Annotated in this window: 15 protein-coding genes; 6 read left to right on the forward strand and 9 right to left on the reverse strand. The window is 50.3% G+C overall.

Going from position 1 to position 13,677, the window contains the following annotated elements:
- Positions 1-6: 6 nt before the first annotated feature.
- From Q1A54_RS17935 to Q1A54_RS17965, 7 genes are all read right to left on the reverse strand, one after another.
- Entirely contained in the window at positions 7-249 is a 243-nt protein-coding gene (locus Q1A54_RS17935; RefSeq protein WP_299990862.1) for a MoaD/ThiS family protein, read from the reverse strand.
- A gap of 122 nt (positions 250-371) precedes the next feature.
- The gene (locus Q1A54_RS17940; RefSeq protein WP_299990864.1) at positions 372-1,127 is read right to left on the reverse strand and encodes a sulfite exporter TauE/SafE family protein; all 756 of its coding nucleotides are present in this window, start codon (positions 1,125-1,127) and stop codon (positions 372-374) included.
- Positions 1,128-1,306: 179 nt separating this feature from the next.
- On the reverse strand, positions 1,307-1,738 hold the full coding sequence (locus Q1A54_RS17945; protein ID WP_299990866.1) for a c-type cytochrome: 432 nt from the start codon (positions 1,736-1,738) through the stop codon (positions 1,307-1,309).
- Positions 1,739-1,806: 68 nt separating this feature from the next.
- Positions 1,807-3,624 (reverse strand): long-chain fatty acid--CoA ligase, encoded by a 1,818-nt coding sequence (locus tag Q1A54_RS17950; RefSeq protein WP_299990868.1) that lies wholly within the window; start codon positions 3,622-3,624, stop codon positions 1,807-1,809.
- A 78-nt stretch (positions 3,625-3,702) separates the two neighbouring features.
- The gene (locus Q1A54_RS17955) at positions 3,703-4,824 is read right to left on the reverse strand and encodes an MBL fold metallo-hydrolase (protein WP_299990870.1); all 1,122 of its coding nucleotides are present in this window, start codon (positions 4,822-4,824) and stop codon (positions 3,703-3,705) included.
- 128 nt (positions 4,825-4,952) lie between these two features.
- Positions 4,953-5,426, reverse strand: coding sequence for a small multi-drug export protein (locus Q1A54_RS17960; protein WP_076421573.1), 474 nt, complete (start codon positions 5,424-5,426; stop codon positions 4,953-4,955).
- Positions 5,427-5,920: 494 nt separating this feature from the next.
- Positions 5,921-7,033 (reverse strand): SDR family oxidoreductase, encoded by a 1,113-nt coding sequence (locus Q1A54_RS17965; protein WP_299990872.1) that lies wholly within the window; start codon positions 7,031-7,033, stop codon positions 5,921-5,923.
- Between the two features lie 188 nt (positions 7,034-7,221).
- Between Q1A54_RS17965 and Q1A54_RS17970 the strand changes: the two genes are divergently transcribed.
- The 3 genes from Q1A54_RS17970 to Q1A54_RS17980 all read left to right on the forward strand — a co-directional run bounded on the left by Q1A54_RS17970 (position 7,222) and on the right by Q1A54_RS17980 (position 10,147).
- Positions 7,222-7,449 (forward strand): hypothetical protein, encoded by a 228-nt coding sequence (locus Q1A54_RS17970; protein ID WP_196120673.1) that lies wholly within the window; start codon positions 7,222-7,224, stop codon positions 7,447-7,449.
- 75 nt (positions 7,450-7,524) lie between these two features.
- On the forward strand, positions 7,525-8,079 hold the full coding sequence (locus tag Q1A54_RS17975; RefSeq protein WP_196120672.1) for a serine acetyltransferase: 555 nt from the start codon (positions 7,525-7,527) through the stop codon (positions 8,077-8,079).
- Positions 8,080-8,200: 121 nt separating this feature from the next.
- On the forward strand, positions 8,201-10,147 hold the full coding sequence (locus Q1A54_RS17980) for a PAS domain-containing sensor histidine kinase (RefSeq protein ID WP_299990875.1): 1,947 nt from the start codon (positions 8,201-8,203) through the stop codon (positions 10,145-10,147).
- Here the strand turns inward: Q1A54_RS17980 and Q1A54_RS17985 are convergent.
- Positions 10,116-10,301 carry a hypothetical protein gene (locus tag Q1A54_RS17985; protein WP_299990877.1) on the reverse strand — a complete coding sequence of 62 codons (186 nt, stop codon included), beginning with the start codon at positions 10,299-10,301 and terminating at the stop codon, positions 10,116-10,118. The genes Q1A54_RS17980 and Q1A54_RS17985 overlap by 32 nt on opposite strands.
- Positions 10,302-10,333: 32 nt before the next feature.
- Here Q1A54_RS17985 and Q1A54_RS17990 point away from each other — a divergent pair, with 32 nt between their 5' ends.
- Positions 10,334-11,248, forward strand: coding sequence for a pirin family protein (locus Q1A54_RS17990; protein ID WP_299990879.1), 915 nt, complete (start codon positions 10,334-10,336; stop codon positions 11,246-11,248).
- Between the two features lie 10 nt (positions 11,249-11,258).
- On the opposite strand, the gene Q1A54_RS17995 is transcribed toward Q1A54_RS17990, so the two are convergent.
- Positions 11,259-12,137 (reverse strand): AraC family transcriptional regulator, encoded by an 879-nt coding sequence (locus tag Q1A54_RS17995; RefSeq protein ID WP_299990881.1) that lies wholly within the window; start codon positions 12,135-12,137, stop codon positions 11,259-11,261.
- Positions 12,138-12,394: 257 nt separating this feature from the next.
- Between Q1A54_RS17995 and Q1A54_RS18000 the strand changes: the two genes are divergently transcribed.
- Together Q1A54_RS18000 and Q1A54_RS18005 are read left to right on the forward strand one after the other, a co-directional pair.
- Positions 12,395-12,688: a DUF983 domain-containing protein gene (locus tag Q1A54_RS18000; protein ID WP_299990883.1), complete on the forward strand. Its 294-nt coding sequence runs from the start codon at positions 12,395-12,397 to the stop codon at positions 12,686-12,688.
- A 296-nt stretch (positions 12,689-12,984) separates the two neighbouring features.
- On the forward strand, positions 12,985-13,575 hold the full coding sequence (locus Q1A54_RS18005; RefSeq protein ID WP_196120668.1) for a TetR/AcrR family transcriptional regulator: 591 nt from the start codon (positions 12,985-12,987) through the stop codon (positions 13,573-13,575).
- The last annotated feature ends 102 nt before the right edge of the window (positions 13,576-13,677 follow it).

Raw genomic sequence — 13,677 nt, forward strand, 5'->3', positions numbered from 1 at the left:
TTGTGCTTAACCGCCGCTTACCGGTGGAATAATGGCCACTTCATCTTCGGGTGTTAACACCTGACCGGCCGCAGCATATTCGTCATTCACCGCGATCATAAAAGAAGCCAGTTGTTTTAACCGGGGATACTGCGTTTCCAGGGCTGTTCGCAGCGCCTCCACCGTCGCTTCTTCGGTAAGGCCTACCTCCGTGGACGAAGCCCTGAAGATGTCTTTTGCGATACCGAATGCCAGGACATTTACTTTCATATTAATTTTCTAAACTAAGAATTTGAGATTAGGCACAACACTACTTGTGAAAATCTTAGCGAAGCATCTCAGCCTCACGTGATGCTAATGTTTTGCCATGTCGCAGCGTGTAACCTATTCAATTAAACCAGCTGCTTGTAGAGCACTTCTATACCTGCCACAAATATCAGCACGGCCGTCATGCGGCGGATAACCAGCGGGTTGAACCTGGCAATGGCAATGCGGGAGCCTAATTGTCCGCCGGCGAGCACGGCTATACCTAGCAGGAGTATACGGTTCCAGTCGATGGAGGCTGGCAAGTGCGTTAGCTGGCCTGCTATACCTGAAATTGAATTTACCAAAATAAACAAACTCGCCGTGGCAGCAATGCGCCTGGCATTGTCCCAGCGAATCAGGTTGAGCAGCGGTGCAAGGAATATACCACCTCCTATACCTACCATACCGGACAGCAAACCAAGACTGCCGCCCAACAGACCGTCACGGGTATAGTTAGCTTGTGTAGGATGGGCGTCGACCTGCTCAGGTATAGAGCGGTTTTGTCTCCAAAGCAGTACGGCCGCCGTCAGCAGACTACATCCCAACAAAACAAAAAAGGTTTCCTGTTCCAGTCGCAGACTTGCCCCCAGGAAAGCCATCGGCACGCTCACCAGCACCAGCGGAATGATCTTCTTCCAGTTGACTTGTCCGTGCCGGATGAACAGCAGCGTGCCGCCCGTCACCACCACCACATTGCAGAGCAGGGCGATCAGGCGAATTTCCTGAAAGGGCAGGCTATACATCGCCAACACAGCCAGGTAACTCGATCCTCCGCCAAAACCCACGGAGGCATACACAAAGGCAATCACGAAAAAGAAGAACAGTAACTCCCAGTGCTGCATGCGTTTGATTTTGCGGTTATATAAGCAGACCCCCTCGCTCGCGTCCCGCGAGTGCGAACTATTTGGCGGACTCCGGCCGCTACTCTTTGTGCTAAATGGCACAAGTGGCGGGACGCCACTGGATAGCTCACACTCGCGGGACGCGAGCGAGGGATTAAGCCCTTTAAGCGAAAAAATCTCTACTTCTTCCGTTCCGCTTTTACCTGGGCAGGTGTTACAGGCTTGGCCTTGTTGCCCCAGCTGTTTTGGATGTAGTTGAGCACATCGGCCACCTCCTGATCAGATAAGGAGTCGTAGCCAGGCATGGCCATATTGTAGGTGTCGCCATTGACAGTAATTTCACCGCTCAGCCCGTGTAATACCGTGCGGATCGCCCGTTTCTGATCTTTCATCAGGTAATCAGATTTGGCTAGCGGCGGGAAAGTGGATGGTATACCTTCGCCCTTTGCCATATGACAGCTCGCACAATTGGCAGCGTATACCTGCTGGCCTCTTGCCAGACTTTCTTTCAGGGTATCGTTCGATTTGTTGGTAGCAGGTACATTGCCGGGTGAATCTATAGACAATATACCGGTAGTCAGCAATAGAGCTGAGAGTATGCTTTTGATCATATTTTTCTGGTTAGAGCGACTAATATAAGCATTATTCGTTTGTGGTGCATGAACTGTCGCAGGCTGTGCTAGGCATACAGTGAGCTCACAAGATCCTGATACCTTTCCAAAATAACCCGTCGTTTGAGTTTGAGGGTTGGGGTGAGCTCCCCATTTTCGATGGACCACTCACCCGGTATCAGTGCGAACTTTTTGATCTGCTCTACCGGGTTGAACTCCAGGTTATACTGGTTCACAGCCTGTTTGATCAGCGTCCATACCTCTTTGTCTTCCAGCACCGCCAGGTTGCCTGGGTAAGACTTGCCCTGTGTTTCGTACCATTCCCGCAGCTTGTTGAAGGCTGGCACGATCAGGGCTCCCACAAACTTCTGCATTTCCCCGACTACCATGATCTGCTCGATCCAGCCGCTTTCTACCATTTTGTTCTCGATCGGCTGCGGGGCTACGTACTTGCCGCCGCTTGTCTTGAATAGCTCTTTCTTTCGGTCGGTTATTTTCAGGAATTTTCCATCGATCAAGGTGCCAATGTCGCCGGTATGGAGCCAGCCCTCGTTATCGATCACCTCCGCGGTCAGGTCAGGACGTTTGTAATAGCCCATCATCACGTTCGGTCCTTTACAGAGGATTTCTCCGTCAGGTGCGATCTTCACTTCCACATTTTTGAGCAGCGGACCTACCGTACCGAACATGCGATTTTCCTCGGAATAGCGATTGCCGCTGATGATCGGGGAGGCTTCGGTGAGACCATAGCCTTCCTGTATGACAATGCCGGCGGCTGTGAAGATGCGGAGCAATCGTACCTGGCAGGCGGCCGCACCTGTGATAATCGACTTCACCTCGCCGCCCAATGCCTGACGCCATTTGCTGAACACCAACCGGTCGGCAATGGCCAGCTGCAGGCGGTAGGTCAGTGGCATCGGCTTGTTGATCTCAAAACGTTCTGCCAGGTCCAGTGCCCAGAAAAAGATCTTCTTTTTGTTGCCTGTGAGTTCAGATCCCTTGGCCACAATGCCTTCGTATACCTTCTCCAGCAAACGCGGCACCGTTGTGAAAATGGTGGGCTTCACTTCCCGCAGGTTGCCGGCAATGGTTTCCATCCCTTCGGCATAGTAAATGGATACGCCGCAGTAGAAGTAGCAGTAGGTAGCCATGCGTTCGAAAGCATGATTGAGGGGCAGAAAACTGATGGCCTTTTTGCGGAATACGCCTACTTCCTCAATGATCAGGGCACTGTCGAACACATTACTCAGGATACTGAAGTGGGAGAGCATCACCCCTTTGGGAGTGCCCGTAGTGCCAGAGGTATACAGGATGGTGGCCAGCTCGTGCTCCTCTACGGCATCGCGCAGCACCTCTAGCTGCTGCAGTGTATGGGCAGCAGGCTCGGTTAGCAGCTCTTTCCAGGAGGGAGCATCTTCTACTGGTTTGAAGGTATAGATCGCCTGCAGCTCAGGCAGGGCATCCTGCATACCTACTATCTTGCGATATAGCACTTCATTGCCGACAAAGATCATTTTCACAGCAGCATCACGCAGGATAAACTCCAACTCACTGTTGCTGATAGTCGGGTAGATGGGGACCGAAATAGCACCGATTTGCTGAATGCCCATGTCCACGAGCATCCATTCCGGGCAGTTCGGGCTGATAATGGCCACCTTATCACGGCCTTCCGGGGTGCCGTCGTTTTTACTGATGCCGGCACTGAGTAGGGATGCACTGATGCGATTAACAAGGTCCTTTACTTCCTGAGTGCTGTAGGTGCGCCACTGGCCGTCTTCTTTTGAGGCCAGCATATCGTCGATTGGAAACTGCTGCAACTGCCAGTCAATACAGTCAAAGAGGCGTGCAGGTCTGGCCTGCTGTGTGGTGTTCGTATTGTTTTTCAAAACGTGGTGCTTGTGTAGATGCCTATTAGCAATACTGCGAACAGGCTTTCTGTGTTGCTAATTTGAGTCGGCTAGGTCCTATTCCCACCACTTGCTGCGTGGTGCCTGGCGACCTAGTATGATCGATTGCCCGATGCGCGGCGTCGTCATCATTATACCTTGTGCCTTGGCTGCTTTGGTCACTCGTTCGATCGGATCGGTCCAGGAATGCAGGGCCAGAGCAAAAGCGCCCCAGTGGATGGGCATCATCAGTTTCCCTTTCAGGTCGAGGTGTGCCTGCACGGTTTGCTCCGGCATCATGTGGATGCTGGACCAGAGCTCGTTGTACTGTCCGCACTCCAGCAGCGTAATGTCAAAGGGGCCGTATTTCTCACCGATTTCTTTAAACCCATCGAAGTAACCCGTATCACCACTGAAGAAGATACGGTCTTCTTTCCCAACGATGACCCAAGACGCCCAGAGGGTTTTCATGCGATCCGAGAAACCACGCCCGGAGAAATGGCGAGCTGGCGTGGCGACAAACTTTATACCTGCCATCTCGGCCTCGTCCCACCAGTCCAGTTCTGTGATCTTTTCGGCGGGCACCCCCCAACGCTCCAAGTGCGCGCCCACGCCAAGGGCTACATAAAAGTGCCCGGTTTTATCGGCTAGTTCTTTGATAGAACCATAATCCAGGTGGTCGTAGTGGTCGTGTGAGATCAGGATCGCATCGATATAAGGAAGGTCTTCGATCGGAATAGGTAACTCCTCATTGAAGCGCTTTGGCCCCATGAAGCTGATGGGAGAGGCCCGTTCGCCCAGCATCGGGTCGACGAGCAGGCGCTTGCCGTCCAGTTCGATCAGGAAAGCGGAGTGTCCGAACCAGGTAATGACGGTGGCTGTGTCCTGCACCTTTTCAAGTCGCTCGGGTGCTATTTTATCAACAGGCAGGTACCAGTCCGGCTCCTGGTTTTCAACCTCGTCGAAGAAGCGTGAGCGGATCATCTTCACATAGCCCTTGAAGCCAATGTCCATGTTGGTCTCGACTGGGTTATGGAAGACACCATCGTGGTAGTGAGGAGAGGCCTGCATGGCTTGCAATCGCTTGCCTTTGGCCTCTGCGCCAAACTGAGGAGACAGTTGCATGAAGCTACAACCGGCCACACCGATAAGCAGCAAAAGAAAAAGGAAGGTATAGCTGATGATCCGTTTTAGCGTCATGGGGCAAAATTACGAATTCTTCTGATGCAGGAGCGGGATTGCATAGCAAAAAGCCCTGCTTGCGTTTAGCCATTCAGGCTTTGCAAGCAGGGCTTTCATATGTATCCGGTAAAATCCGGTATGCCGTCTTAGTTAAAGGAAAGCTGCGTCACTCCCAAGTGACCCAGGTGGGTTGCCAGAGCCATGAAGATAGACGAGATCACTACACCCAGGCTGATGGCCATGAATGCTTTCTTGCGCTCGATCTTAAAGATGTTGGCTGCAATGGTACCCATATAGGCTCCGGTGCCAGGAAGCGGAATCATCACAAACACCATCAGTCCCCAGAAACCATGCTTTTTCACATTGTCGCCAGCGATCTTTTTAGCCCGCTTTGACAGAAAGATTACACCTTTTTTGTAGGCTTTGAATGGCCAGAACTTCTGACTAAATGTATCGATCAGCCACATGAACAACGGAAACACCAGGGTGTTGGCCACCGTGCCGATCAGAAAAGCCAGTATAAAGTGAACGTTGTTCAGAATGGCGTAAGGTATGCCTGCCCGCGCTTCACCGAAAGGGGAGATACTCAGAAGAAAGGTATAAAGAAGCGTTTCAAACATATTGTTCTAAAAAATAAGCTAAGCTACTATTTTAAAGTCTGCAAATATAACGTCAAAATCGGTGGTTATACATCAGAACATGCTACTGTCATTGAAAATATTTTATCCACCTCTATATCAGACGTTTCAGTTGAGTGACTAGTGCACCTGTAACAGCATCACTATCAATTTAATTCAACGTATTTTAGTAGTTTTTTGATATAGTGATTTACTAATTATAAATATAATATCAGATGTGTTTCTTGTTTGATCAAGTTAAATTAACCTATATAGGCTCTTAAGCAATATTTTAAACAAAATATTGCTGGGTAGATGAGGGGCTGTGTTAAGCCTTAATGCTTGTTTTTATTGTATTATATTTATTTTAGTCATTTGGCTATCCCAACTGCTCTCTATGTAAAAACAAAAACAGGTGCAAAAGTTCTGGGCTTTGCACCTGTTTTCGAAGCTTTTATACATTGCCTGCACTGTTGGCGCAGGCTGGAAACAGCAGTTTATAGCGGTCGCTGCGGAGGAAGTGGATTAACATTCACTTCTTCTACAATCTCCACAACCTCTACCATCTCTGGTTTGGTATTCTCCTGCTTGTAATTACGATTACCGTTGTCTGTGCGCTTTTTGCCCATCAGAGCCAGAGCGGCGGCACCTGCTGCGGCCACTACAGCACCTGCCACTACCGGGTTAGTGAGTGCACGGGTGTAGAGGCTGGTTGGCATGGTGTCCTTGATGCGGCCATGTATGCGACCGCCTTCACCTGGTCTGTGCAAGGCACCATCGCGGTGCTGTGGCGATTCGTCAAGTAGCTGCATATCCGTCATGAGGAGTTCACTGGAAGTATCCATCAGGCCCGGTGCGATCTTATTTGTAAGGCTCATAAGCTTACCGCCTCCGCCTACCATCAGGTCGCGTTTCTGGTGGGTGGCAGCATAGAGGATAGCGTTGGCCACTTCTTCCGGCTCGTATACCGGTGGCGGCAGGGTCAGTTTATGGTCTGTGTAGTTCTTGGCATGGTCGGGGTAGGGGGTGTTGATGCCCGAAGGCTTGATCAGCGTAACCGATACAGGGGCTTCATCCTCTTCCAGTTCTATGCGCAGGGAATCTGTAAAGCCTTTCACAGCATGCTTTGTGGCACTGTACATGCCCTGCATCGGAATACCCATGTCGGACAGCACGCTGCCAATGTTGATGATCGCCCCACCCCGGTTGCGCAGGTGCATAGCGGCCATCTGTGAGCCATACACTACTCCCCAGAAGTTGGTTTCGAAAAGACGGCGGTTGTCTTCTTCACTCACCTCCAGCAGGCGACCGTAAACGGAAACACCCGCATTGTTCACCCAGGTATCAAAGCCGCCAAAATGTGACATGGCCATATCGGCGATACGCTGCACATCCTGCTGCCGGGCCACGTCTGCCCCGATGGCGATGGCTTCGCCACCTTTGTCATTTATTTCCTGTGCTATATCATACAGCGCCTGCTCGTTGCGGGCCGCCAGCACCAGGCGCGCTCCTTTTTCGGCTGCGGCAAAGGCTGTGCAAAGCCCGATACCGCTCGATGCCCCTGTAATCACGATTACCTGGTCCTTCAATGGTTTTAGTTTGATCTTCATAGTTCATCAGTTGTTTTGTCGGAAAATAGATTATACCTTAATAAGGTACGCACATCTGGACTTGCAGTTAGGGAATAGCTGCCTTAGTCCTCAGGCTTTCACTAAGTTTTATACCTGTTCTGGTTTTAGTTTTCAGGGGAAAAAACGGCAGCGTCGGGTTTTGGATGACATGGCAGGTTTGAAATTAAATGGCTAGTATTGTGGTTATACAGCAGGACGATACCCCTGAGATAAATAAAATGACCGAAGAAGAGTTCGACGCCACGTTCACCTATACCTTAGACATGCTGCTGGCTGCCATGGCAGAGGAATCCGAGATTGATCCTGAAAAATTTTTCAGCATGGCCTGTGTACTTGAAAATCTGCGTTTTTTCAGCCCTGTGTTGTATGGGGCTATCCGGAAAAAGCCGGAGTAGGGGACGGGCTTGGTTTGAATGTTGCAACGCCAGGCCGCAACATAGCGTATGCGGAATATAAATTAACACTCGCCTATGTTTTTGTCTTATGTGTTCCAGGACTGGAACGTCAACAAAGGAAATCTTAAAGGGCGCCTCGTGATGGTGCTATTCCGCCTGGCCCGACCTGCTTCTATCAACACCCTTTTCCGCATTATCTGGTTGCCATACCTGGCCTTCTACAAGTTCTTTGTCGAATGGGTATTGGGTATAGAACTGCCTCACTGGACCACCGTGGGCAAGAATTTTTTCCTGGGCCATGGACAGGCCCTGGTAGTGAACGGCTGCTCCGTGATCGGTGAAAACTGCTTTTTCCGCCACTCCACTACATTGGGTAACATACGTCGCGAGGACGGCAGCTATACCGGTTCTCCTATTATCGGTAATAACGTGGAACTAGGTGCCAACGTGTGCATCATCGGGGAGGTGCGCGTAGGGAACAACGTGCGCATTGGTGCAGGTTCTGTCGTAGTAAAAGACATACCTGATAACTGCGTAGCAGTGGGTAATCCGGCCCGTGTCATCAGGCGTCTTGACCAGCCTGCCATGCCCGATGAGGTAAACAGTAACCTGCAGCCGCAGGAGGTATAGCCTGGTTTTTCGTCAGACCTAGTTAATTTTTTTTTCATATATTGCCTGAATACCAGCAATTTTAACCTAAAAAGGCTGAAGACTCCCATACCTACTCACCTTACCTAAGCAGCTTTTTTTAATGGACATAAACTTAAAACCAGTTACTGCTGCCGCAGCAGGTATAGATACCGGCGGTGAGGAGCAGTACCGGATTCTGATCGACAGCATAACAGACTATGCTATTTTTCTGCTCAACCCGGAAGGCTACATCAGCACCTGGAATACCGGGGCGAAGCAGATAAAAGGCTATGATGCTGAAGAAATCATCGGGAAGCATTTTTCGATCTTTTACACGAAAAAGGACATTGGCGAAAACCACCCGGCAGAAGAACTTAGCAAAGCCATCGCGGAGGGCAAGTACACAGAGGAAGGCTGGCGCGTGAAAAAGGACGGTTCCGTCTTCTGGGCGAATGTGGTCATCACACCTGTGTATGACAAAGACCAGCAGCTGATTGCCTTCTCTAAGGTCACCCGCGACCTGTCGGAGCGCAAAAAGGCTGAAGATGATCTGTACCGCGCCTTTGAGGAATTGAAGGAGAGCGAAGAACGCTTTCGTTTGCTCATAGAAGGGGTGACAGACTATGCCATCTTTATGCTGGACCCGGGGGGCAATGTGGCTACCTGGAATCATGGTGCCCGCCGCATGAATGGCTATGAAGCGCACGAGATCATCGGAAAGTACTTTTCCAGGTTCTACAGCCAGGAGCAGGTAGAGGAAGGGTTTCCGGATTATGAACTCAGACAGGCAAAAGAGCACGGCAGATTTGAGGACACCGGCTGGCGCTACAGGAAAGACGGTTCCGTCTTCTGGGCAAACACGGTGATCACTGCCATTTTCAATGAAAAGAAAGATCTGATCGGCTTTTCGAAAATAACCCGCGACCTGACTGAAAAGCTTCAGATGGAGCAACAGCTTTTCCGAGTGAATGAAGAGCTGCGGGAGAGTGAAGAAAAAAGCCGCCTGCTGATCGATGGTGTAAAGGACTATGCCATTCTGATGCTGAACCCGGAAGGGATCGTGATGAGCTGGAACGAAGGGGCCGAACGTATCAAGGGCTACAAATCAGGAGAGATCATCGGCCGTCATTTTTCTACTTTCTACGATCGGGAATCTATCTCAAAAGGATTTCCGCAGTATGAACTCAGGAAGGCGCAGGAGGTGGGTCGCTTTGAAGACGAGGGCTGGCGCATTCGTAAAGACGGCACTGCTTTTTGGGCGAATGTGGTGATAACGCCTATTTACAACGGCAAAAAGCGGCTGCTGGGTTACTCCAAAGTAACCCGGGACCTGACCGAACGCCGCCGCAACGAGGAACTGATGCACAAGAATAGTGAGCTGATCAAGATCAACAACGAGCTTGATAATTTTGTGTACGCGGCCTCCCACGACCTGAAAGCGCCGATCACCAACCTCGAAGGCCTGCTGCAGGCGCTGGAGGAAGACCTGGGGGAGGACTTACAAAAACATGAGGTGCTGTTAAAACACATGAATGGTGCACTCGGCACGCTCAAAAATGTGATCGCAGACCTGTCTGACGTGACAAAATTGAAGCATGAGCACGAGGCACCGGAAGACGTGCAGATTCGGGACATGCTGGAAGACATCAAGATCAGCCTGCAGCCTTACATCGAACACACTGGGGCAGTTGTACAGTGCAAGGCCATGGCCTTTGAGACCCTGCGCTACTCCCGCAAAAACCTTCGGAGCATTCTATTCAACCTGGTCTCCAATGCCATCAAGTATTCGAGTCCTGATCGAAATGCGATCGTCAAAATCAGTACAACCATAACCGAAAGTGGAGTGTACGAACTCTCGGTACAGGATAATGGCCTGGGCCTGGCCCCGAGTCAGATCGGAAAGATTTTCTCTTTGTTTAAGCGAGCACATGACCATGTGGAGGGTACAGGTATAGGGCTATACCTGGTGAAGCGCATTCTTGACAACTCCGGTGACAGTATTTCAGTGGAAAGTGAGGAGGGAATGGGGTCCAGATTCATAGTGCGCTTCCATCAGGCAAAGAAATGATGGCCATACCTGAAATATTATATACCTTCCAAATGAAGGCAGAATAGAAGTAAAAAGGGAAGTGGGCGTAGGCACAACTTTCAGCGTATACCTTAGTAGTGAGGTATAACGCTGCGGCCTGGGCAGGGCCATCGTGCAGAGGTAAGCGTTTCATACCAGGTATAGGATTACATTAAATATACACGAATGCTGGATCTTGTCATTGAAGCACGCAAAGCCTCGCTCGCTCCCGGAATGGACGTGCGGCGTATTCTGCCATTTCGGCTGCGCCGCATGGTCGGCCCCTTTATCTTCATGGACCATGCCGGACCTGTAGACCTGCAGCCCCCCCTTAGCCACGACATGGATGTGCTGCCACATCCGCACATAGGCCTTTCCACTGTCAGCTATTTGTTTGGCGGGCAGGTGACCCACCGCGACAGCCTGGGTGTGGAGCAGATCATCCGGCCGGGAGAGGTAAACTGGATGACAGCAGGTAGCGGCATTGCACACTCCGAACGCTTCGAAGACCCCGCTACCCTGGCAGGGGGCGAGCTCGAAATGATTCAGACCTGGGTAGCGCTGCCTGAAAAGGATGAAGAGTCCGCCCCTTCGTTTGAGAACTACAAACCCGAACAACTCCCCATTTTTACAGAAACCGGCGTATGGATGCGCCTGATCGCCGGCGACGCTTACGGGCTGCGCAATGGCGTGAAAACCCATTCGCCTCTGTTTTACCTGCATGTCGTGCTGGAAAAAGGCGCACGCTTTGGTTTGCCAAAAGAGCACTCGGAACGGGGTGTTTATGTGGCCAAAGGCAGTATAGAAGTCTCCCACAAAACCTATTCCGTAGGGCAGATGCTGGTCTTTAACAAAGGGGCAGACCCTATGATCGTGGCCAAAGAGCCTACTACTTTGATGCTGCTTGGCGGAGAGCCAGTGGGTGAACGCTATATCTGGTGGAATTTTGTGTCCTCGCGCAAGGAGCGGATAGAGCAGGCGAAAGCAGACTGGAAAGAAGGACGCATCCTGCTGCCGCCCACTGACAACCTGGAGTACGTTCCGCTTCCTGCCGACCGTTCCAAACCTGCCGGTGGCCCCTCGCCGCAGGCACTCTCTTAAGGTATAGCCCTTACTTATTCGAAGCCCTGAATTGCTCGGGGGTGCAGCCTATGTGCTTTTTGAAAAAGCGGAAGAAATAGGTATTGTCAAAATAACCGAGCTCCGCCGCGATTTGAGAACTCGTGAGGTCAGCATGCACCAGGAGCCGCTGCGCCTCCAGCAATGTTCTGTCCTGTATCAGCTCTTTGGTAGTTTTGTTCAGGGCATTGCGGCAGACGTCGTTCAGGTGCTTGGGCGTCACATGCAGGTGTTCTGCATAAAAAGACACAGGCTGTTGCTCCTTGTAATGCAGGTCGATGAGTCGCTCCAACTGCTGCAGCAGGGCAAGGTCTTTGGCAAAAGCCCCTTTCACAGCCTCACCTGGTCTGAAAATACGGGTCAACTCTATCAGTAGTATGTCCAGGTACCTGCTAAGGGCTACATCTCGCATCAACCCGTTATGCCTGTATTCCTGCTGCAGCAGTTGCAGAATGGGCATCAGGGTATTTTCATGCGCCTGGCTGATTCGGAGCACCGGGTTGTAGAGCAAGGCATTGAAAAACGGAAACTCGAACGGCATTCTGTGCGGGTACTCCTTTGCATAAAACTCCTGCGAAAAGAAGATAATCAGGCCATCGGCATCACTCGAGAGCTCCCAACTGTGCACCTGTCCGGGTGTCAGGAAGAACACGTTGCCGGGCTGCACGTCATAGGTCTTAAAGTCAATGGTATGAGTGCCCTGGCCCTGCGTGATAAACAGGATGATGTAAAAGTCGTGTTTGTGAGGTTTTCGGATGAACAGGTGCTCTTGCAGGTGGGCGGAAAAAGAACTGATGTAGAAGTACCGGTCTTTGCGGGACTGGGCCTCAAAATCCTGTATCTGGTAAATGGGAAGATGTTCTTTTGCCATGGCAGTTTTTGTTCTATGCCCTCAGATAAAGCTTTTGATTGAGTGCTGAGTGCTCAGCATAAAAGTACAGCATTTCGTCGTTTTTGTGCCGATTCAATAGCATACTAAAGAGCTAAATTTGCTTAGTCATTAGGATACAGAACGTCATGAGCGAGAAAAAGTCATTTTTATACAGTGTCGCTACCGCAAAATGCCCGCGCTGCCGGGAGGGGAACATGTTTCCGGAAGGAACCCTGTATAGCCCCAGGTTTGCAGACATGCACACGAACTGCCCATGCTGCGGTCAGGTTTTTGAGCCGGAGCCGGGCTATTACTATGGGGCCATGTATGTGAGTTTCGCATTCAATGTGGCTATTTTTCTGGTGTTTCTTTTTGTGATGTACCAGGCAGGAGTGGAGGTAACTATCCCCATGATGATGGCCCTGGTCGGCATAACCGTGGTGGGTTTGCTGCCGATTATCTTCCGACTGTCCCGATCGCTTTGGATCCATATCTTTATCAGGTATGAGGGGCCCAGCACCCAGATCCCTAAAAAGTTACACACACACTGATCCGGGAGCATGGAGCACCATCGCAGAATCGGGTATGAAAATACGCCAGAACACTTGTTTGGCTGAAACGAGACTATACGCTGCACTGGCCCTGATGGTGGGCTTTGTAGCCTGCATATAGTAGGTTTAGTTTGATCAGACCGCTCCAGATATACCTGGAGCGGTCATTTGCTTTCAGGGGGTAGGTATAGAGAAGTCGTTTAGTGACAGACCTAAAAAAAATGGTCTGGGAAAATTAGATTAATGTTTAACTTTCTTTTACCTTTGGACCGAAAAACGATTTTGGTCTAACGTGTATGAACGAGAAGGATGAGCTTGTAAGAAAGGAGATTCTGGACGAAGCCCAAAAACTGTTCAGGCACTTTGGCTGGGCCAAGACCACTATGGAGGACATAGCCAAAGCTGCCGGGAAAGGAAAGAGTACACTTTATTATTACTATAAAAGCAAGGACGATATCTTTGATGCGGTCCTCACACGCGAAATGGACGAGGTTTTCCGGACGCTGCAGGAGGAGGTAAACAAAGCCCAGACAGCTGAAGATAAACTGAGGACCCTGTGTCTTACCCGGTTCAACATCCTCAAAAAGAAAGCGAACCTTTACACTGTAATAAAAGGGGACATAGAAGCAAACATTCCGCGTCTTAGGGATCTGCACCGGCGATACGAACTGAGAGAAATAAGTTTGGTTCGGAATATCCTCCGGTTTGGCCTCGAGCGGAAAGAGTTTGCCCAGTATGCGGCACATGATATAGATGCGATCGCATTTGCCATGGTTTGCGCCTTTCGGGGACTTGAAGTAGGCTTGCTGGTCGAAAATAACTTTGCCGCGCTGGAAGGCAGGATGGATATCATCAATAATATTTTAATGCGCGGATTGAAAACCTAAATTTTCAGTCTGATCAAAGCAATTTCCAAAAATAATCCATAAAATTTAAGGAATTATTGACAATAAATAGTAGTATTAGTAGGTATAAGTAGTTCTATAATT

Origin of the sequence: uncultured Pontibacter sp. (assembly GCF_947502515.1) — a bacterium.
In the GTDB taxonomy this organism is placed as follows: domain Bacteria; phylum Bacteroidota; class Bacteroidia; order Cytophagales; family Hymenobacteraceae; genus Pontibacter.

Coding starts and splice junctions, on each gene's coding strand:
- Q1A54_RS17935 (WP_299990862.1), bottom strand. CDS start 249: ATGAAAGTAAATGTCCTGGCATTCGGTATCGCAAAAGACATCTTCAGG.
- Q1A54_RS17940 (WP_299990864.1), bottom strand. CDS start 1,127: ATGCAGCACTGGGAGTTACTGTTCTTCTTTTTCGTGATTGCCTTTGTG.
- Q1A54_RS17945 (WP_299990866.1), bottom strand. CDS start 1,738: ATGATCAAAAGCATACTCTCAGCTCTATTGCTGACTACCGGTATATTG.
- Q1A54_RS17955 (WP_299990870.1), bottom strand. CDS start 4,824: ATGACGCTAAAACGGATCATCAGCTATACCTTCCTTTTTCTTTTGCTG.
- Q1A54_RS17960 (WP_076421573.1), bottom strand. CDS start 5,426: ATGTTTGAAACGCTTCTTTATACCTTTCTTCTGAGTATCTCCCCTTTC.
- Q1A54_RS17965 (WP_299990872.1), bottom strand. CDS start 7,033: ATGAAGATCAAACTAAAACCATTGAAGGACCAGGTAATCGTGATTACA.
- Q1A54_RS17970 (WP_196120673.1), top strand. CDS start 7,222: ATGGCTAGTATTGTGGTTATACAGCAGGACGATACCCCTGAGATAAAT.
- Q1A54_RS17975 (WP_196120672.1), top strand. CDS start 7,525: ATGTTTTTGTCTTATGTGTTCCAGGACTGGAACGTCAACAAAGGAAAT.
- Q1A54_RS17980 (WP_299990875.1), top strand. CDS start 8,201: ATGGACATAAACTTAAAACCAGTTACTGCTGCCGCAGCAGGTATAGAT.
- Q1A54_RS17985 (WP_299990877.1), bottom strand. CDS start 10,301: ATGAAACGCTTACCTCTGCACGATGGCCCTGCCCAGGCCGCAGCGTTA.
- Q1A54_RS17990 (WP_299990879.1), top strand. CDS start 10,334: ATGCTGGATCTTGTCATTGAAGCACGCAAAGCCTCGCTCGCTCCCGGA.
- Q1A54_RS17995 (WP_299990881.1), bottom strand. CDS start 12,137: ATGGCAAAAGAACATCTTCCCATTTACCAGATACAGGATTTTGAGGCC.
- Q1A54_RS18000 (WP_299990883.1), top strand. CDS start 12,395: ATGCACACGAACTGCCCATGCTGCGGTCAGGTTTTTGAGCCGGAGCCG.
- Q1A54_RS18005 (WP_196120668.1), top strand. CDS start 12,985: ATGAACGAGAAGGATGAGCTTGTAAGAAAGGAGATTCTGGACGAAGCC.